The sequence below is a fragment of the Nocardia sp. NPDC051321 genome (assembly GCF_044455225.1).
GTDB lineage: Bacteria > Actinomycetota > Actinomycetes > Mycobacteriales > Mycobacteriaceae > Nocardia.
Genome location: NZ_JBITEM010000010.1, coordinates 176668 through 194827 on the forward strand (window position 1 = coordinate 176668; position 18160 = coordinate 194827).

Annotated in this window: 19 protein-coding genes; 11 read left to right on the forward strand and 8 right to left on the reverse strand. The window is 66.1% G+C overall.

Features of this window, described 5'->3' with window-relative positions; translation table 11 throughout:
* Positions 1-9: 9 nt before the first annotated feature.
* Entirely contained in the window at positions 10-240 is a 231-nt protein-coding gene (locus tag ACIA8C_RS24620; protein ID WP_357388460.1) for a hypothetical protein, read from the reverse strand.
* A 211-nt stretch (positions 241-451) separates the two neighbouring features.
* Complete coding sequence (locus ACIA8C_RS24625; protein ID WP_397138921.1) at positions 452-607, reverse strand: SAM-dependent methyltransferase; 156 nt, start codon at positions 605-607, stop codon at positions 452-454.
* Positions 608-1257: 650 nt separating this feature from the next.
* Between ACIA8C_RS24625 and ACIA8C_RS24630 the strand changes: the two genes are divergently transcribed.
* Together ACIA8C_RS24630 and ACIA8C_RS24635 are read left to right on the forward strand one after the other, a co-directional pair.
* Positions 1258-1479 (forward strand): DUF397 domain-containing protein, encoded by a 222-nt coding sequence (locus tag ACIA8C_RS24630; RefSeq protein WP_397138483.1) that lies wholly within the window; start codon positions 1258-1260, stop codon positions 1477-1479.
* An 89-nt stretch (positions 1480-1568) separates the two neighbouring features.
* Positions 1569-2462: a helix-turn-helix domain-containing protein gene (locus ACIA8C_RS24635; protein ID WP_397138485.1), complete on the forward strand. Its 894-nt coding sequence runs from the start codon at positions 1569-1571 to the stop codon at positions 2460-2462.
* A gap of 742 nt (positions 2463-3204) precedes the next feature.
* Here ACIA8C_RS24635 and ACIA8C_RS24640 read toward each other — a convergent pair.
* From ACIA8C_RS24640 to ACIA8C_RS24655, 4 genes are all read right to left on the reverse strand, one after another.
* The gene (locus ACIA8C_RS24640; protein WP_397138487.1) at positions 3205-3432 is read right to left on the reverse strand and encodes a hypothetical protein; all 228 of its coding nucleotides are present in this window, start codon (positions 3430-3432) and stop codon (positions 3205-3207) included.
* Between the two features lie 296 nt (positions 3433-3728).
* On the reverse strand, positions 3729-4028 hold the full coding sequence (locus tag ACIA8C_RS24645; RefSeq protein WP_397138489.1) for a putative quinol monooxygenase: 300 nt from the start codon (positions 4026-4028) through the stop codon (positions 3729-3731).
* 30 nt (positions 4029-4058) lie between these two features.
* Positions 4059-4754, reverse strand: a complete 696-nt coding sequence (locus ACIA8C_RS24650; protein WP_397138491.1) for an SDR family oxidoreductase — start codon at positions 4752-4754, stop codon at positions 4059-4061.
* A gap of 33 nt (positions 4755-4787) precedes the next feature.
* Positions 4788-5276, reverse strand: a complete 489-nt coding sequence (locus ACIA8C_RS24655) for a DUF2599 domain-containing protein (RefSeq protein ID WP_397138493.1) — start codon at positions 5274-5276, stop codon at positions 4788-4790.
* A gap of 229 nt (positions 5277-5505) precedes the next feature.
* Between ACIA8C_RS24655 and ACIA8C_RS24660 the strand changes: the two genes are divergently transcribed.
* Positions 5506-6630, forward strand: coding sequence for a lipase family protein (locus ACIA8C_RS24660; RefSeq protein ID WP_397138495.1), 1125 nt, complete (start codon positions 5506-5508; stop codon positions 6628-6630).
* A gap of 98 nt (positions 6631-6728) precedes the next feature.
* Here the strand turns inward: ACIA8C_RS24660 and ACIA8C_RS24665 are convergent, their stop codons facing one another.
* Positions 6729-7052 (reverse strand): hypothetical protein, encoded by a 324-nt coding sequence (locus tag ACIA8C_RS24665; protein WP_397138497.1) that lies wholly within the window; start codon positions 7050-7052, stop codon positions 6729-6731.
* A gap of 220 nt (positions 7053-7272) precedes the next feature.
* Here ACIA8C_RS24665 and ACIA8C_RS24670 point away from each other — a divergent pair, with 220 nt between their 5' ends.
* The 6 genes from ACIA8C_RS24670 to ACIA8C_RS24695 all read left to right on the forward strand — a co-directional run bounded on the left by ACIA8C_RS24670 (position 7273) and on the right by ACIA8C_RS24695 (position 13857).
* The gene (locus tag ACIA8C_RS24670; RefSeq protein ID WP_397138499.1) at positions 7273-8496 is read left to right on the forward strand and encodes a lipase family protein; all 1224 of its coding nucleotides are present in this window, start codon (positions 7273-7275) and stop codon (positions 8494-8496) included.
* Positions 8497-8680: 184 nt separating this feature from the next.
* Positions 8681-10114 carry a lipase family protein gene (locus ACIA8C_RS24675; RefSeq protein ID WP_397138501.1) on the forward strand — a complete coding sequence of 478 codons (1434 nt, stop codon included), beginning with the start codon at positions 8681-8683 and terminating at the stop codon, positions 10112-10114.
* A 212-nt stretch (positions 10115-10326) separates the two neighbouring features.
* Positions 10327-11394 carry a fused (3R)-hydroxyacyl-ACP dehydratase subunits HadA/HadB gene (locus tag ACIA8C_RS24680; protein ID WP_397138502.1) on the forward strand — a complete coding sequence of 356 codons (1068 nt, stop codon included), beginning with the start codon at positions 10327-10329 and terminating at the stop codon, positions 11392-11394.
* 205 nt (positions 11395-11599) lie between these two features.
* The gene (locus ACIA8C_RS24685) at positions 11600-12463 is read left to right on the forward strand and encodes a helix-turn-helix domain-containing protein (RefSeq protein ID WP_397138923.1); all 864 of its coding nucleotides are present in this window, start codon (positions 11600-11602) and stop codon (positions 12461-12463) included.
* Between the two features lie 168 nt (positions 12464-12631).
* Positions 12632-13276 carry a TetR/AcrR family transcriptional regulator gene (locus ACIA8C_RS24690; protein ID WP_397138504.1) on the forward strand — a complete coding sequence of 215 codons (645 nt, stop codon included), beginning with the start codon at positions 12632-12634 and terminating at the stop codon, positions 13274-13276.
* Positions 13273-13857, forward strand: coding sequence for a hypothetical protein (locus ACIA8C_RS24695; RefSeq protein WP_397138506.1), 585 nt, complete (start codon positions 13273-13275; stop codon positions 13855-13857). The genes ACIA8C_RS24690 and ACIA8C_RS24695 overlap by 4 nt, the downstream gene beginning before the upstream one ends.
* A gap of 205 nt (positions 13858-14062) precedes the next feature.
* Here the strand turns inward: ACIA8C_RS24695 and ACIA8C_RS24700 are convergent, their stop codons facing one another.
* Positions 14063-15628: an acyl-CoA carboxylase subunit beta gene (locus ACIA8C_RS24700; protein ID WP_397138508.1), complete on the reverse strand. Its 1566-nt coding sequence runs from the start codon at positions 15626-15628 to the stop codon at positions 14063-14065.
* Positions 15629-16180: 552 nt separating this feature from the next.
* Between ACIA8C_RS24700 and ACIA8C_RS24705 the strand changes: the two genes are divergently transcribed.
* Positions 16181-17137, forward strand: a complete 957-nt coding sequence (locus ACIA8C_RS24705; protein WP_397138510.1) for a transcriptional regulator — start codon at positions 16181-16183, stop codon at positions 17135-17137.
* A 58-nt stretch (positions 17138-17195) separates the two neighbouring features.
* Complete coding sequence (locus tag ACIA8C_RS24710; protein WP_397138512.1) at positions 17196-18146, forward strand: acyl-ACP desaturase; 951 nt, start codon at positions 17196-17198, stop codon at positions 18144-18146.
* The last annotated feature ends 14 nt before the right edge of the window (positions 18147-18160 follow it).

The window sequence follows — 18160 nt, forward strand, 5'->3', positions numbered from 1 at the left end:
TTCGAGCGACTATTCGTCGTCGAGACCGGCGGAGAGGTAGGCCGCCGCGGCGAGCCACTGCCTGCACTGCGGGCCGTGTACCTCGTGGGCGGACAGGATGTCGCGCGCCAGCCGGTAGGTAAGGCCGGGTGGTTCGACACCGCAGTCGGAGACCTGGACCGGAGCGGGACACTGCCGCAAAGTCTCGACGCCGGTGCCGATGACGGCAACCCGGCGGGGAGTCCGGAATGGCTGGCTCATTCGACCGCCCCTCGCGTGTGGCGTGTGGGAAGGTTGCTGTGTAGGCGCCGCCGGCTCGAATCTCCCTGCGTACCTCCCCGATATGGGTTCGAGTCTATGCCGCCGTAGCTTACAGATGCAAGTACATTTGCACAGACGGCCACGATGAACTTGGGCCGACATCTATCGGAATGGCAGACGTCGCCGCCCATCGTTCGCGTCTCCGGTCCGGCTACGGCTTGCGAGCTACTGCGCGGTAGGAAGAGTTCCGCCTGGTCAGGGCCTTGAGCGCGGCGGCGGTTCGCCATCGGGCGATCGCAACCAGGCCTGGCTCAACGGGTTCCAGTCCGTCGAAGCGATCGCGGATCTGTTGCTCGAGGCGCGAAATCTACGGCGCGTCGCGGGTTCTGGAGTAGTTCTCGCTCAGCTTCGCGTACCCAACGCTGTCGTCCCCCACGACGAGGTAGCTGCCGAATGGCATGGCGTCCGCGCGATGTACGGCGTGGTCGGGCACGCCCATGAACATCCCGCCGAACAGCTAGTCGAGGTCGAGCACGTGCTGCGTGGCGGCGACGACGCGATCGTGGTCGTCGGCCTCTATATAGGGGTCACGCCTTCCGGCGAGGTGCTGGTGGGCGACGTCCCCGATTGGACAAGCACCATCGATCGTGCGGACGCGGACGCGGATCACGAGGCTGGTTGTCCTAGTCGGGCATGGGATTCGGCTCCTCGGGACACCGGTGCGGGCGCGTGCCGGCGGTGCGCACCGGGGCTGTCGCGACGGACTGTTACTTCCAATTCAGCCTGCGACAGTACAAGATTCACCAACGCAGGAAGGTCCCGATCGACCTCCTGACCAGTCGGTTCTTTGGGCGAAACACTGGCGCCTCAGATCCCGGACCGGATGGTCGGAAATAGTAGAGGCGCGGTGGCGAACTTCGTGCTATCGTCCAAACTGTTGGTGCAAATGCAAGAACGTTTGAGCGTGCAGATGCACGAACCAAATGACCCGAACGGCGTAACCGAGGAGTGGGGAACATGTCGGATACATCCATCACCAAGATCACTGGCACCTGGCGCAAGAGCTCCTACAGCAATCCGAGCGGCAACTGCGTCGAGGTCGCCGAGGCGTCCAACGGCGAGGTGGCTATGCGGAACTCGCGCGATCCCGAAGGTGGAACGCTTTTCTACACCCGTCCTGAAATCGACGCGTTCGTTCGCGGCGCGAAGGCGGGGGAGTTCGACTATCTGACGAGTTGAGCGGTAACATAGGCGATCGGTGCGGTGTGTTTCGCGACAGGTGGTTGTGACACACTGTGGGCAACCCCCGAGTATCGGAGACGAACTCAATGATCGCTGAACCCGACGACGATGGTCAGGTGCATCCCGTTGTCGCGGAACGTGGTCCGACAGTGCTACGTATCGCACTCGGCGGCCAGTTGCGCAGGCTGCGAGAGGCCAAAGGAATCACCCGCGAGGCGGCGGGCGATGCCATTCGTGGCTCGCACGCCAAGATCAGTCGTCTCGAGTTGGGCCGCACCGGTTTCAAGGAACGCGATATCAGGGACCTGCTGTCGCTATATGGCGTCAACGACGTCGATGAGCGCGAGCGGTTCCTCGATCTGGCCAGGCAGGCGAACGAGCCGGGTTGGTGGCATCGCTACAGCGATCTGCTGCCACAGTGGTTCGGCACCTACCTCGGACTCGAACAGGCAGCGAGCAAGATTCGCACCTACGAGGCGCATCTTGTTCCCGGACTACTGCAAACCCCCGAATACGCCAGGGCGGTAGTGGCGCTCGGGTATGAGGATGCCGACACCGATCGGCGGGTCCAGGTACGTCAGCGCAGGCAAGAGATTCTGCATCGCTCGGATCCGCCGATCGTGTGGGCGGTAATCGACGAGGCAGCGTTGCATCGGCCGGTCGGTGGGCCTCGGGTGCACCGCGAGCAGATGGAGCACCTGATCCAGCTCGCCAGCCTGCCGACGGTCACCGTGCAGGTGTTGCCTTACTCGGCGGGTGAACATGCCGCCGCGGGAAGCTCGTTCAGCATTTTGCGCTTCGCTGAGTCCGAGCTACCCGACATCGTGTATCTCGAACACCTGACCAGTGCGCTGTATCTGGATCGGCGGCAAGACCTCGCGCTGTACCTGTCGGTAATGGACCGGCTCAGCGTGCAGGCCGAGCGGCCGGAGAAGTCGGTGGAGATCCTTCGGAAGTATGCCGAGGGCTACGGTAGCTGATCACCCGCGAGGGGATCATTGTGAAGCGCGTCAGTACAGATAGACCAGAACGCCACGCGTCACGAAACCGGCCGTGGTGGTCTGGTCCGAGTGCTGTTCGGGCCCGTTTGCCGCGCGGGCGTCAGGCCGCTGTGTGCGATTCTGCGTGGCAACGAGATTCGCCAGGCGCGCTGCGCTATTCGGCGCGCGTTACGTGGCCACGCACGCGATCAGCCGTCAAGAATGGACTGCTACGTGCCACGTCACCGCCGCGCGGCGGGGCGATGAGTGCGGGTGGCGCGGGGCAATTCGGTGGGGGAGGCCGATGCGATTGCGCGCCCGGCGATTCCATGCTGACACCGACCAATTCCACGTGGACGCAGTGCAATTCACGGCGGACGTGGCAGCGTTCGACGCGGGCGCGGTGTAGCTCAACGCGGGCACGGTGCAATTCTGTACGAGCGCCTCGGAATTCGGCACGGGCGTCTCGGAACTTGGCACAAGTGCCCCGCAATGTCATACGGGCACAATATAATTCGAATTGGGCGCCTGGTAGTTCGTTAGCGGCGCGAGGTGATTCGACCGGGGCGCATCATCATGCGGCGCGTGCGCCGTCTGATGGCTCGATCCGACTCCGCGCCCAATTGCCTTGTGCCGCAAACCCTGCGCCCGAGGGTAGATCATCGCCAGTGGAGCATGTTGGCTCAGCGCTTGCGGTACAAGGCAATTCGGCGTCCGCCGGACATCGGGATGCCCGGAAGTCTTACAGCCTGATGAAGCTGGAGGCAATCCGCCAGAACGTCGAGGGCTGCATGGTGTGGAAGTCCCAGTCGTCGACCACATCGTGCGCGGTGGTGACGATCCGGTCGATGTCGAAATCGTGCCGGGTGGCCGCGCCCTTGGACTCGACGGCATCGATGACGAACGCGACGGCGGTTTCCCGCGAGTACGCGGTGTTCCTTTGGCCGCTCCGGGCCGTGGGTGTGCTCATTTTTGTACCGTTCGCTGGCTTGTCGACCAGTGCGGCGGCGGCTATTCCGAGCCGAGCGCCGGAAAGTGGTTGGTTCATTCGAACGCCCCTGACGTTTGGCGGCGGCGGACCCACGGCGACTTCGGCCTTCGGCTCGACCATCCGGCCTCCCCTGGTTGTCCCCTGTAAAGCGTTGCGCGACTGAGTTTAGGTCGCTGCACCTTTCAGATGCAAGTACATCTGCACGATCGATTTGCAAGCGCACGTGCGGGTTTAGGCGTCTGCAAGTTTGCTGACACGGTGTAGCAATAAGACGATCAGTTGGCAAAAAGAACGTCTGTGCTGTAGTGAATCTGCGTTCCGGGTTCCACGTACTTGTCCGCCGCGTCGCGCATCGCCAGGAAATGTTCGGTGAAGCGGTGCGCCTCGGCCGCCTCGTCATCGGTATAGAGCTGGTAGAGGAAGAATCGATGCGGGTCGAGGCGGTCGGCGCAGACATCGAAGCGTAGACAACCCGGCTCGTCTCGCAGCGAGGAGACCGCGCTACGCGAGATGGCGTCGAGGAAGTCGGCGCGCGATCCCTCCCGGATTTTCATGGATACGATGCGGCTGAACAAGGTTGCTCGCTCCTAACGAGAAGGTGAACGTCAATCGGTAAGGGGGGCGGCACCCTCGGAATTGGTACCGTCCGCCAGCGCCGCCACCGCCCGGTCGATCGCCGTGTCGCCGGAGACGAGCTCGAGTGTCGCGCCCGCGGTGTGCGCTGCGGGGAGCAGTCCGGCGAGTACGGCGGCAACGTCGGCGCGCGCGATGTCGCCCCGCGAAACCGGCGGCGTGGCAAGGGTGACCAGGCCGGTAGCCGCGGTGTCGACCAGGCGGCCGGGCCGCAGGATCGTCCAATCCAGCGCGCGCTTGCGCAGGTCGTTCTCGGCCTGCGTCTTGGCGTCGATATAGGCGGCCCAGATGTCGTCGCTCCCGGGTGCGGGAGGTCGACCGGCGCCCATCGTGGAGATTTGCACGAAACGCCGTATGCCCGCCCGTTCGGCGGTGTCGGCCAGCCGGACGGAGCCGTCCCGGTCGACAGTGTACTTCCGTTCGGCACTACTGCCCGGTCCCGCGCCCGCCGCGAAAACCACTGCGTCCGAGCCACGCAGCGTGCTGAGCAGGTCCGCCGCGTCGGCGTGTTCCAGGTCGAGCACGGCGGGTTCGGCGCCCACGGCGGTGATGTCGGCGGCTTGATCCGGATTACGGATGAGCGATACCACCTGGTCGCCGCGGCGGGTCAGCAGTTCGGCGAGCAGCAGCGCGATCTTGCCGTGTCCGCCTGCGATGACAGTGCGCATGGGTCGGTCCTTCCGATCGAGGGTGGTCCGGGCTCAGCGTTCGGGGCCACCCGGGTTGCAGCGCGCGTCGACGGTGGCCTGGTAGCCGACCGCCGGGCGCCAGGGTTCCAGATTCCAGCTCGGTTTGTCCGGTTGGACCAGCCGCGCCCAGGTCCAATGGCAGACGAACTGGTCGCGCATGCCGGGTGTGTCCGCGTCCGGTGCGTGTTCGAGCACCTCTTGCCAGGCGCGTTCGTCGGTGCCGGGGAAGCTGGTCTGCCGTCCAGCGGGCGTGGGGTAGACGAGCAGCCGCGGGCCGTCGACGGCCTCGGTCCAGTCGGTGTGGTCGATGAGCGGCAGGCCGGCGAAGGGGTCGACGGTGGGCGCGGTGCTCGGTGCCGCGGACGTCGGGGGCGGCGTCGCGGAAATCGTTGTCGTGACGGCGGATACGGCGGCGGGTTCACTCGACCCGCAGGCCGCCGCGGTCGGCAGTATTGCGGCACACAGCAGTACGGTCGTTCGGGCGTGGAGTACAACAGGCATGCGAGTCGGCCGGTTCGGGTGTCGCACTCCGGCTCCTTTCGCGTCAGCCCAGGATCGCCCGGCGCTGTCCTTCGAGCCTAGCGACCGGCCGGTACCTTTGATAGTTCTCCAGCTCGCAACGAAGCCTAGCTATACCCTGCGACAGGTACTGAAACGTCAAGCCTGCCCCCGCATAGGCCACCGATTGTGGTGGCTTGCCCCAAGATCGTGCGGTCGGGATAGTCGTTCGATGACATGTGCACGGATCATGGCGGGGGCGGCCGGGGTCGTGATCTCGGTAGGTGTCGCACTCGCGCCACCGGCGGTGGCGGGTACGGGCGAGGCGCCGGGGACGGTGACGAATCAGGTGGAGCTGGCCGGGCGTTTCCGGGTGGACGGCGCGGCGACCGCCGAGCGGCTGACCTACTGGTCGCGCGGGCCACGCGGGCCGATGCAGAGCACCGGAGTCGTCTACGTGCCGCCGGGCCCGGCACCGGCGGGCGGCTGGCCGATCGTCGCCTACGCGCACGGCACTACCGGCATCGCCGATCAGTGCGCGTTCACCCTGGAACCCCGCGTGTACTACCTGGATTCGCTGTACCCCGAGCTGCTGCGGGCCGGGTACGCGGTGGTGATCTCGGACTACGTCGGGCTCGGCACGCCGGGCACGCATCCCTATCTGGACGGACCTTCGCAGGCGCGCAGCGTAATCGACGGTGTCCGAGCCGCCAGGGCGGTCGCGCCGGAGTTGGGTACCCGATGGGCGGTGCTCGGTCAGTCGCAGGGCGCGCAGGCCGCGCTGTTCACGGCGCACCTCGGCCCCACCGACGCGCCGGAACTGCAGCTGCGCGGCGCGGCGGCGACCGGCCCGCCGTCGAACCTGGATCTGCTGCTCCCGCTTGCCGGGCCGTGGATTCCGCGCCTGCCGCTGGAGAAGACCCCCGCCTACGTCGCCATGCTGCTGGCGGGATTGCGGGCCAGCGCACCGGAACTCGATGTGGACAGCTACCTGACGCCGATCGGCGAGGACGCGCTGCGGGTGGTGGAGACGGAGTGCGTCACCGAGGCCAACGCCCGTCTTGCCGATGTCCCGATCGGCGCGATGCTGGCCAGATCGCTGAATGATCCTGCGCTGACGGCGGCGGCCAGCCAGATGATGCGAATACCGACCGGCGGGTACACGATTCCGCTCTTCGTCGGTCAGGGCCTGACCGACATGGAGGTGCCGCCGCCGCTGACCGCGAAATTGGTCGCCGAGCTGACCGCGTCGGGCACCGACCTCGAAACCCATCTGTACCCGGGCGATCACCTCGGTGCCGCGCGGGCGGCGCTGCCCGACGCCGTTGCCTTCCTACGCCGCGTTCTTCCTGTCTAGACCGCCAGAATGGCACTCACTGCCGACTGGCATGCGCTGCTGATGCGCAGAATGTGCTGAAACGTGGCGACTTTCGTCGCATGTCCGACGAAACCCGCTCAGTGCCAGAGCGATCGGCAGGGGAGCCGGCGCAACCCTGGGCGCAGCATGCCGTCCACCGTGACCGTGAGTCCGGCATGCACGGCGGCGGAGGTGAATTCCCACGCCTCGGTGCTGCTTGCCGCGTACTCGAGGACCATCGCGTCGTCAGGGGTTGGGCCGTCGAAGTAGACGGTGACGCGTCGCGTCGGTACCTGGTCGATATCTTCGCGGTAAGCGAGTTTGCGCGCAGTGCCGTCCATGCCACCGTCTCCTTCCGGGCCGGGCGCGGCATCCGCGCCGGTTACCTGTGAAAGGTAGAGCCGTGACATGGAGGAGAACATGTTCCGTCTCGTTGGCTGGACATGTCACAGGGGGTGCTCGCGGCGGTGGGGCAGTGTCACGAGCGAATGCGCCGAACCATCACAGACCGGTCGCTCCAAACTTGTGAGTTCTCAACATGATCGCTACGCGATCTGCCGCTCGGTGCCGAAATTGTCGAGGATGAGTCACAACGTTGGACCATTCGAGAGGCACCTATCGATGAGTCAGGCCCTACGTTCGATGAGCAGGGGAGCGACCCGCACCCGATTGGCTCGCGCGTTCGGCGCGATGGCGGCCGGGTTGGTGCTCGTCGCCACGATGGCCGGACCAGGCCACAGCGCCCCCCTGTATCCCGCACCGGACCCGGATCCCTTCTATGCGACACCGGCGGATATCGCGGACAAGAAGCCGGGCGATGTCCTCGCGACCCGCGTGATGCCGCCGCTGCTGATCTTCCCGGACACCACGGTCACCGTGGTCCGGTTCCGCTCCACCAGCTCCGAGAACCAGCCGATCGCGGCGACCACCACCGTGCTCACCCCGCGGGTGCACGCGAAGGACGGCCCGCTGCTGTCCTTTCAGCACATCATCAACGGACTCGGCGCCGAATGTTCGGTCTCCAAGGTCCTCTACACCGGCGATCCGAACCTGATCGTCCGCGAGGCGCCCGGCTGGAATGTGCTGCTGCAGCGTGGTTGGACTGTCGCACTGCCTGATCATCTCGGCCCGAATTTCGCCTACGGTGCCGCCAAGCTGGGCGGCCAGATCACCCTCGACGGCATCCGCGCGGTCAAACAGGTGGCCGAGCTCGAGGTGGCGAAGAGCAAGGTGGCGATGGTCGGCTACTCCGGCGGCGGCATGGCCACCGCCTGGGCCGCGGCGCTGCAACCGGCCTACGCGCCGGATCTGGACATCGCGGGCGCGGCCATGGGTGGCGTGCCGATGAATCTGGTGAAGATGCTGGAGTCGCTCGGTCTCAGTTCGCATCCGGTGTTCGGGTTGGCGCTGGCCGCCGGTCTCGGACTGGAACGTGAGTATCCCGACCGCTTCCCGCTCAGCGACCAGCTGAATGATCGTGGCCTCGCCGCTCGCGCGCAGATGGCCAACAGCTGCACCAACGACATCCTCTCCGCAGGTGCCGGACACGGAGCGCTCGACTTCGCGAAGACGACGTCGATGATCAACGACAACACCGCACGCGGCGTGGTGGAGGAGAACAGCCTCGAGCTCTACGACGGGGTACCGAAAATGCCGGTATTCGAATGGCATTCACCGATCGACGGGCTGATACCGGTCGACGCGGTGGTGAATACCGACAAGCGCTGGTGCACCGCCGGTGCGACGGTGCAGACCGAACAGATCCCCGTGCCCGATCACCTCACCGCTGCGGTGCTCGGCATTCCGGACGCGCTGAATTGGTTGGACGCACGCTTCCGAGGGGAGGCCGCACCAAGCAACTGCTGACGCGAGACGCGAGCTCGGTTGTTGCGGTTCGGCCACGTGTCATACACAACTCGGTCGTTTCATCGCATTGTGGCGGGTGCGGCGGGTTAGCCTGACTGTCTGGTACAACAGGGGGCCTTATCGGGGAAGCCGCGTCTTCCTGGGTGCCAGGTGAACCTGACGTCCGCACCCAAAGGCGTGTGCCATGAGATGCTTGCCTGCCATTGCCGTGGCACTCTTGATCATCTGCCCGACAATGACGGGGCAGGCGGTTGCCGAGCCGCTGCCTGGGCCACCGGCGCTGCCGGAACTGCCCGCACTGCCGCAGTTTCCGGGTCTGTTCCCGCCGCCTCCGGACGGTGGTTCGCTGCTGCCCGGCCTGCAGAATTTGATCGATCAGGTGATTCCGCCCCCGCCGATCGCGTCCGCGCCGCAGGAGCCGTCGCCGGTGTGGGAGGCCGCCAGCATGCCGCCGCCGCTGATCGCGCTGCGCGACGCCGCGCTGCCGGGAAACATCGGTGATCCGATGTTCGATGCCTGGCCGGCGAACCTCGCGGACTTCGCCGAGGGCCAGGTCATAGAGTCACGTGACATTACGCCGACGACCGCGCCACTCATGCTGCTGCCGATCCAACGCGCGCAGCTGCTGAAATTCCGGACCACCGACGCGCACGGCGAACCGTCCTATGCCACTGCGACACTGGTGGTTCCGGCCGCGGCCTGGCCCGGCGGGGGTGCACGGCCGGTCGTGGTCAACAACCTGCCTATCGACGCGCTCGGCCGCACCTGCACCCCCAGTTACACGCTGTCGCACGGATTCAACCCGGACACCAGCGTCACCGATTTCATTCCGCCCACCACCTACGTCGCGGCGTTGCGCGGATACGCGGTGCTCATTCCGGATCACGAGGGCCCGTGGATGGCCTACGCGGAGCCATACGTCGCCGGGCACGCGGTACTCGACTCGATCCGCGCGGTGCGCGGCTTCCTCCCGGCGGAGTTCGGCGCGAGCAAATTCGGCATGGCAGGTTACTCGGGGGGCGCCATCGCCACGCACGGTGCGGTGAAACTGATCGATAGTTACGCACCGGAATTGGCGGACGTGATCGTCGGCGCGGCGCTTGGCGGTGTGCCCGCGGACTACGAGATCCTGTCGCGCAGCATGAACGGCAACCTGGCCTCGGCGGTGTTCATGGCGGCGGTCTTCGGCATCGGCAGGGAACGCCCGGAGATCCTGGCCAGGATGAACAATCTGGCGCAGTGGGTGGCGACCTCGCCGGCGAAGGACCTGTGCGGCAGCACCTACGGGTTGATCGGAGTGCTCATGCTGCCGATCGATATCGCCGCGAACATCCCCGACCCGCTGCACTCCGGGGTGGCCGACGAGATATTCCGGATAACCAAGATGGCGGATATGAAATCTGGTACGCCGCTCTATATTTACAACGGCGAGCAGGAATTCTGGATCCCGGCCGAGGGTGCTCGCAATCTCTACCTCGAGCAATGCAGGCTCGGCGTGCCATCGGTATATCGCAGCGTGCTCGGCGAGCACCTTATCGCGGGCGGCCTCGGCTATCCCGAGGCGATGCTGTGGCTGGATCAACGGCTGCATGGTGTGCAAGCGCCGAATGAGTGCTGACCGTTTGCCATTCACCGGTGTGTCGTCAAGCCCGCTAGATAATCGGTGTTAGCGTTTGCCACGTTTGCCGCGATCTATCACGGACAACCCTTTCCCCCCGATGTCGGTCGGGCCAAGTCCGGACCTGCCGCCCCGGCGGTGCGACTCTGCCGCGTTTCGGTATTGTGGGCCGGTCCGGGCGAGCTTGACGCCAGGATTCGCGAAAGAGGCACATGAACGACATCACGACCACCGCGTCCGAACAGGCACTTGCCTTGGTAGGACGGCAGTACCGGATGACCGAGCACTACGAGGTAGGGCGCGAGAAGATCCGGGAATTCGCCCGCGCTGTGCACGACCGGCATCCGGCACACTGGCACGAGGACGCCGCCGCCGAGTTGGGGTACGACGCCCTGCTCGCGCCGCTGACCTTCACCTCGATCGTGCTGATGTTGATGCAGCGCAACATGTTCGAGTCCGTGCTCACCGCCTACGACATCGGCCAGGTGCTGCAGACCGAACAGTCGATCCAGGTGCACCGACCGGTGCTGGCGGGCGATCAGCTGCACTGCGTCTCCTACATCGAGTCGTTCCGGCAGTTCGGTGACAAAGACTTCATGGTGACCAAGAACCTGCTCACCAATCAGCACAAGGAACTGCTGCAGACCGCGACCTCCACCGCGGTCGCGCAAACCGGCGTGGATATCGCCACCGACCTGCGGGCCGCGGTCGACGGCGTGATCATGAGCGGGCAGTCCACGGCCGACCGCACCGACGTCGCGACCCAGCGGGCCACCATCGGCGCGGAGGCGGGCGTTGTCGAATGTTTCGACGCACCCGCGCAGGCCGACCCGCTCGATCACCGGCGGACGCCGCGCACCGTGCCGAGCTTCGACGAGCTCGCAGTCGGCATGGAACTGCCCGTGCGTTCGATGCCGTTGTCCCGCGGCGATCTGGTGAATTACGCAGGCGTGTCCGGTGATTCGAATCCGATCCACTTCAGCGACGTGGTCGCCCGCAGCGCGGGACTGCCCGATGTCGTCTCGCACGGTCTGCTCACCATGGGCCTTGGCGCGGGCTACCTGACCTCGTGGCTGGGGGATCCCGCGGCCGTCACCGGTTACGGCGTGCGGTTCGCCGGTTTCGCGCCGGTCGCGGCGACCAAGGCGAGCGAGATCGAGTTCCGGGGCAAGATCAAGTCGCTCGATCCCGAGCGGCGAATGGCTACCGTCGCGCTCACCGCGACCTGCGACGGCAGGAAGCTGTTCGGGCGGGCGACGGCGGATGTCGCGCTGCGCTGACGCGGACCGGTCCTTCCGCCCAGATTTCGCGTTCTGGGCGGGCACTGGACTTGCGGCTCGATATCGGCACAGAGTCTTTGGTCAGTAGAAACAGGCAAGCTTCGCATGGCAAACTTTAGGTATGCGTCCTTTGGCGGCTCGACATTCGGCTGATTCCCCGATAGTCCACGGGGTGAGTCCGGCGGGCGGGCCGACCGTGCTGCGGATGGTGCTCGGCGGCAGGCTGCGCAAACTTCGCGAGAACTGCGGGATGACCCGCGAGGACGCGGGCGAGGCCATTCGCGGCTCGCATTCGAAGATCAGCAGGCTCGAGCTCGGCCGCACCGGATTCCGGGTGCGCGATCTGGTCGATCTGCTCGACCTCTACCAGGTCACCGATCCGATCGAGCGCGAGGAATACCTGGAACTGGCGCGGCAGGGCAACGCGTCGGGCTGGTGGCATCGCGACAACGACTGGCTGCCCAAGTGGTACGACACCTACCTCGGCCTCGAGCAGGCGGCCACGCTGGTGCGCGCCTACGAACCGCGGGCGGTGCCCGAGCTGCTGCAAACCCCCGATTACGCTCGGGCGCTGCTGTCGCTGGCGCACTCGGGCGAGCCGCCGCCCTCGATCGAGCGGCGGGTCGCGCTGCGCATGCGCCGCCAGGAGATCCTCGACCGGCCGAACCCGCCGCAACTGTGGGTGGTCGTCGAGGAGGCGGCGCTGTCGCGCCCGATCGGCGGCTCCACCGTGTGGAACGAGCAGATCGATCACCTGCTGCGCGTCGTCGACAAGAAGAACGTCATCGTCCAGGTGCTGGCCGACCATGTCGGCGGCCCCGCGCTCGCCGACGGCGCGTTCACCATCCTGCGCTTCGCCGAGGCCGACCTGCCCGATATCGTCTACTTGCAGCAGCTCACCAGTGCGCTGTATCTGGACAAGCAGGCCGACCTGGACGCGTATCGCGCTGTGGCGAACCAACTTTCGGTGCACGCCGCGCCGCCCGAATACACCATCTCGCTGCTGAAAGCGCTGCGCCGCCGTCAGCCGCCGATCCTCGATCAGCCGTCGAGCACCCGCAGGGTCTGAGTTCCACTACGCCACATGATTCGGCTCGGCTGAATTGGGCATGTGACAGGTGAGACGAATGCTCGTCTCGCGCTGAGTGCGACCCACCCCGCTCTGGTACCCCGACACGGGTCGGCACTGGGCGCGAAGTATTGTCCCATTGGGACAATAAGGTGGTAAACTGACGATATGAGCGACGATGGTGTCGATCTGGATGGCCGCCGGCTGCGCACCAGGCGCAGCCGGGAAGCGTTGTCGCGTGCGGCCTTCGACCTGCTCACCGAGCGGGGGCTCGGCGCGGTAGCCGTCGAGGACATCGCGGTGCGGGCCGGGGTAACCCGGCGCACCTTCAGTCGTCATTTCACGTCCATCGCCGAAGCCGTCCTCGGCGATGTCGACCAGGACGTCCACCTGTTCAACGAGGCGCTGTGCCGCCGCCCACTGCACGAATCGCCGCTGCTGGCCTACCGCAACGCGGTCCACGATTGGTTCGCGGTCGAATACGGCGGCGAGCGCGCCACGCTGCTGGCCCGGCGCTGGGCGCTGTTCCAGCGTTTCGAGGACGAACCCGAACTTTTCGCCGGATATCAGCGCATCCGCATCGAAGGTCAGCGAGAATCGGTGCGGATCATTGCCGCCCGGCTCGACGTCGACCCGGAGCGGGACCTGCGCCCGGCCACCGCGGTAGCCGCGGGCGCGGGCCTGCTCATCTCGGCGCTGCAGTCCTGGGCCGCCGGTGACGATCCGAGCGCCCTACCCGACCTCATCGAGGACTATTTCGCCACACTCGTCGCACTCACCATCGAATTCCGGACCGAGGAGTCACCGTCATGACCACAGCGTCGGTGAATATGTATCGCAGGACGTGCCGCCGCGTCGGACTGGACCGAAATCCGATGCGCCGCAGAGAAGATCGCGTGCAGACCATGGTCGCCGCGGCACTGGCGCTGGTGTTCCTGATCATCGTTCCGGTGCTGGTGCTCGCCGTCGGCGTCCGGGTCTATCACACCGAAACCGCTGTGGTGCAAGCGAAAACGGCGCAGCTGCATCAGGTGGACGCGACGGTGACCGAGACCGGCAAGGCACCGCTGTACGCGCCGATCATGCCGACCAAGGTGCAGTGGAAAGACGCCGACGGCGTCACACACCTCGCCGACTATCAATCGACGACCGTGGTGCAACCCGGTCAGTCCGTTGCCATTTGGCTGAACGGTGCCAACAAGATCGTCGAGCCGCCGTCGCAAACCCAGGCGCTCAGCAAGGCGGTGCTGCTCACCTCCGGCGCGCTGCTCGGCGTGCTCATCGCGGTGGGCGCCTGCTACTTCGCGCTGCGCCGCAGCCTCGACCGTAAGCGCCTGCGGATGTGGGAAATGGAGTGGGCCACCGCGGATCTGCGGTGGGGTAGCCACAGCTGATCGAAAGTGCGACGCGCCCGCCGGGCGAGGGTAGGGTTCAGGCCTGGCGGGCACGTCGCGTGCCCGGGTCGCGGCGAACGACATCCGGGCACGGTCTCGACGTTAAGGTATCGCGCCCGAAGTTGTTCGGCGAGAACGCCGATCACCGGATACGCCACGACCGGCGCCCGGTTCGGTTGTGACTCGGCACAACCGGGCGAGTGGATCAGACCGGCAGCAGGCTGTGCTTGCGCGGATTCGCCTTGGCGGTGTTCTTGTCGCGCAGCAGGCGCAGCGCCTTACGGATCTCCAGCCGGGTCTGTGACGGCTCGATGACCGCGTCGACGTAACCGCGCTCGGCCGCGATCCACGGGGTGGCCATGGTCGCGTTGTAGAAGTCGATCATCTGCTGGCGCACCGCGGCCCGCTGATCGACGGGGGTGGCCTCGAGCTGCTTGCGGCCGATGATGCCGACCATGCTCTCCGCCCCCATCACCGCGATGCGCGCGGTCGGCCAGGCGAAGCTGATGTCGGCGCCGAGCTGCTTGCAGCCCATCACCGCGTAGCCGCCGCCGTAGGCCTTGCGGGTCACAATCGTCACGATCGGCACGGTCGCCTCGATCACCGCGCGGAAGAACCGTCCGCCACGCTTGATCACGCCGTTGCGTTCCTCTTCGATGCCGGGCAACACGCCAGGGGTGTCCACCACGAAGATGATCGGCAGCCCGTAGGCATCGCACAGCCGGATGAAGTGTGTCGCCTTGTCCGAGCACTGCGCGTCGAGCGCGCCGCCGAGCACCTGCGGCTGGTTGGCGACCACGCCGACGCTGCGGCCGTCCACCCTGGCGAAGCCGGTGATCAGGTTCTGCGCGGTGGCCGCGGCCAGCTCGTGGAACTCGCCGTCGTCGAAGATCCGGAGCAGGATCTCGTGCATGTCGTAGCCGACCTTGTCCGAATCCGGAATGATCGAATTCAGTTCCAGGTCATGGCTGGTCACCTCGGGCTCGAGGCCTGGGTTGACGACCGGCGGCTGCTCCAGGCAGCTGGTCGGCAGGTAGCCGAGATAGTCGCGCACCCAGTCGAAGGCGGCCTGCTCGTCGCGGGCCACATGGTGCAGCGTGCCGTTGCGCGCCTGCACGGCCGCGCCGCCGAGCTCCTCGGCGCTCACCACCTCGCCGGTCACCGCCTTGATCACCTCGGGGCCGGTGACGAACATGTACGACTTGTCCGTCGCGACCAGCACATCCATATTGACCGGGGCGTACACCGAGCCTGCCGCACACTTGCCGAGCATGATCGCCACCTGCGGCACAAAGCCGGACAGATCCTCCTGCCGCCGGCACATCAACGCGTACCAGGCCAGCGAGGTCACCGCGTCCTGGATGCGGGCGCCGCCGGAGTCGTTGATCGCCACCACCGGGCAGGCGTTCTCGTAGGCGAACTCCATCGCGGCGGCGACCTTGCGGCCGAACATCTCGCCGACCGAGCCACCGTGCACGGTCTGGTCGTGCGCGATCACCACCACGGGCCTGCCATTGATGTGGCCGCGACCGGTGACCACGCCGTCGCCGTACATCGCGTTGCTCGCGCCGGGCTGCCGGACGAGCGCGCCGATCTCCACGAAGCTGCCAGGGTCGAGCAGCGCGCGTACGCGTTGCCGCGCGCTCGGTATGCCCTTGGCTTTGCGCTTGGCGATGCCGACTTCGCCGGCGGGTTCCGCGGCAAGCTCCAGGATCCCCCGCAACTGCTCGAGCTTCTCGCGCGACGTGCTCGGCTCACTTCGTTCGTTCATTGTGGTTTGTCATGCCCTTCGAAACTCTGCAGCGTCGCCGTACGGGGCGCAGCGCTCGATGTTAACCGTGGTGAGAGCTACTGCACAGTTGTTCGTCAGATCCCGTGGACCAGCTCACAGGTTTGGCCGTGACGCGCGTGGTCTAACGAAGAGCCCGCGCTGCCTGCGAAGGAACACGGATTTTGTGCAACTCAACAGTCGGCCCGCTACGCGCCGATGACAGTTCCACAGGATCGCGGAGATGTCTGTTCGGGGCGGTCAGCTGGCGTTAAGGTGACGTCGACGCAGCGCCGAAATGCGCGGTCGGCGCTGCGTCGACACATTGTTCGGGGGCCGCGGAGCCATGTCGAAGTGACAACCATTGTGCACGAAATGCGCCTCGGCACCGGAATATTTCTCGTATGGGGCGGTTGACGTAGCGAAACTCACTCGGGTGCTTGTGATTTCGCCCAACGAGTGTCGTGATCCCTGATGACTTCCCCGATTTCGCGATCGTATCCCGATTTCATCACGATTCGTCGCTAGCCTTTGTGAGTCATGACGGCTATGCGGATGAGTTCGAGTTCCGAGCTACTGGCGTCGAAACTTCTCGACTACCTGGCGCCACGAGCGGGCAGCGCGCCGCCCGGTGATGTCGCGACCACCACCAGGAATTGTGTGGCGGCGGCCGTCAAGTCGCTCGCGCCGCGCACGTCGGCCCTAGCCGTCCAGCCACCCGAAATCGCCGGTGCCGCAACGCGATGGGCGCGCGAGGGGGTGTCGCTGGAAACCGTGCTCGCCGCCTATCACGACGAAATCCGGTCCGGCCTGGAATTCGTTGCGGCACATACCGAAGGCGGCGATGTCGTCGCCGGTGCACAGCTGATGCTGCGGGTGCTGGAAATGGTGACCGGCACGTCGTCGACCGCGTATGTCGACGAACATCGCCTAGTGGCAAGGGAACACCAGACCGCGGCGCAGACGCTGGTGTCCGCGCTGCTCGGCGGCCATGCGGTGGGGGAACTGGTGAGCGAGACCGGGATCGCCGTCGCGCCGGCGTATCAGGTGGTGGCGCTGAGCATTCCGGCCCATCCCGACGAGCGAAGACCGGGTGCGGGCGCCGCGGTGGCCCGGCGCAAGCTGCGCAGGGTGCAGGCCGCGCTGGCCGATCCGCTCGGCTCGCGCGCGTTGTCGCTGCTGTCCGCCGCGGGCGGCACCGTGCTGGTGCCTGCCGACGTGCGGCCCGTGCGCATCGGCGCACCGGCGATGACCGCCGAGGTGCTCGCCATGCTGGCCGATGCCGCGGCGGTGCCGCTGACCGCCGTGCTGGCCACCGGCGCTACGTCGCGCATACCGGAGCTCGCCGCTCGCACCCACGATCTGCTGGACCGCATCCGCGCCGCGGGCAGGCCGCCCGGTCTCTACCGGGTGGCCGAATCGCCGGAGGCGACCGATTGTGATCCGGCCCAGCAGGCCCGGATTCCCGTCGTCACCTCGACCAATGATCACGAAATAGGACGCTCCGCTTGATCTTTCCCGCTTAGTGTCGAATTCGCCGAGCTGCCCGCGCCGAGCAAAAGGAGCACGTGTGACCACCGCGCTGACCGATCGCGATATTCTCCGCGAACTCGAACCCGTCGCAGAACGTTTGCTCAACGACCACCTGCGCAAGGCCAAGGCATGGCACCCACACGACTATGTGCCATGGGACGACGGACGCAATTTCGCCGCGATGGGTGGAATAGATTGGGAGCCAGGTCAATCGAAGCTCACCGAGGTGGCAAGGACCGCGATGGTGACCAACCTGCTCACCGAGGACAATCTGCCGTCCTATCACCGCGAGATCTCGGAATCGTTCTCCCTGGACGGCGTGTGGGGCACCTGGGTCGGCCGCTGGACCGCCGAGGAGAACCGCCATGCCATCGTCATGCGCGACTATTTGGTGGTCACCCGCGCGGTCGATCCGGTGCTTCTGGAACAGGCCAGGATGGCGCATATGACCACGGGTGTAGCGAAACCTGTGAAAGGACCGCAATTTCTGCGTTCGGTCAGCTATGTGACCCTACAAGAATTGGCCACTAGAATCAGTCATCGGAACACCGGAACAGCGTGCGACGAACCGATCGCCGAGCGTATGCTCCAACGGATCGCCGCCGACGAGAACCTGCATATGATCTTTTATCGCAACCTCAGTGCCGCCGCGCTGGACCTGATGCCGAACGAGACGCTGCGTGCCATCACCGACATCGTCACGCGCTTCCAGATGCCGGGTCTCACTCAGCCGAACTTCCGCCGCAACGCGGTCCTGCTCGCCAAACACGGCATCTACGACCTGCGCCAGCATCTCGACGTGGTGGTGCGGCCGGTGCTGCGGGCCTGGAATGTGTTCGAGCGCACCGATCTATCCGGCGAGGGCGAACGCGCCCGCGACAAGCTCAGCGCGTACCTCGACGAGTTAGCCGAGAAGGCAACCAGATTCGAGGAACAGCGGGATCGGGTGGCGGCCAGGCAGGCAGAACGAGCCGCTGCGGCGCAATGAGATTCCGGGGCTCG

Coding starts and splice junctions, on each gene's coding strand:
- ACIA8C_RS24640 (WP_397138487.1), bottom strand. CDS start 3,432: ATGAGCACACCCACGGCCCGGAGCGGCCAAAGGAACACCGCGTACTCG.
- ACIA8C_RS24655 (WP_397138493.1), bottom strand. CDS start 5,276: ATGCCTGTTGTACTCCACGCCCGAACGACCGTACTGCTGTGTGCCGCA.
- ACIA8C_RS24665 (WP_397138497.1), bottom strand. CDS start 7,052: ATGTTCTCCTCCATGTCACGGCTCTACCTTTCACAGGTAACCGGCGCG.
- ACIA8C_RS24705 (WP_397138510.1), top strand. CDS start 16,181: ATGAGTTCGAGTTCCGAGCTACTGGCGTCGAAACTTCTCGACTACCTG.
- ACIA8C_RS24650 (WP_397138491.1), bottom strand. CDS start 4,754: ATGCGCACTGTCATCGCAGGCGGACACGGCAAGATCGCGCTGCTGCTC.
- ACIA8C_RS24635 (WP_397138485.1), top strand. CDS start 1,569: ATGATCGCTGAACCCGACGACGATGGTCAGGTGCATCCCGTTGTCGCG.
- ACIA8C_RS24670 (WP_397138499.1), top strand. CDS start 7,273: ATGAGCAGGGGAGCGACCCGCACCCGATTGGCTCGCGCGTTCGGCGCG.
- ACIA8C_RS24620 (WP_357388460.1), bottom strand. CDS start 240: ATGAGCCAGCCATTCCGGACTCCCCGCCGGGTTGCCGTCATCGGCACC.
- ACIA8C_RS24680 (WP_397138502.1), top strand. CDS start 10,327: ATGAACGACATCACGACCACCGCGTCCGAACAGGCACTTGCCTTGGTA.
- ACIA8C_RS24700 (WP_397138508.1), bottom strand. CDS start 15,628: ATGAACGAACGAAGTGAGCCGAGCACGTCGCGCGAGAAGCTCGAGCAG.
- ACIA8C_RS24660 (WP_397138495.1), top strand. CDS start 5,506: ATGACATGTGCACGGATCATGGCGGGGGCGGCCGGGGTCGTGATCTCG.
- ACIA8C_RS24695 (WP_397138506.1), top strand. CDS start 13,273: ATGACCACAGCGTCGGTGAATATGTATCGCAGGACGTGCCGCCGCGTC.
- ACIA8C_RS24675 (WP_397138501.1), top strand. CDS start 8,681: ATGAGATGCTTGCCTGCCATTGCCGTGGCACTCTTGATCATCTGCCCG.
- ACIA8C_RS24690 (WP_397138504.1), top strand. CDS start 12,632: ATGAGCGACGATGGTGTCGATCTGGATGGCCGCCGGCTGCGCACCAGG.
- ACIA8C_RS24685 (WP_397138923.1), top strand. CDS start 11,600: ATGGTGCTCGGCGGCAGGCTGCGCAAACTTCGCGAGAACTGCGGGATG.
- ACIA8C_RS24630 (WP_397138483.1), top strand. CDS start 1,258: ATGTCGGATACATCCATCACCAAGATCACTGGCACCTGGCGCAAGAGC.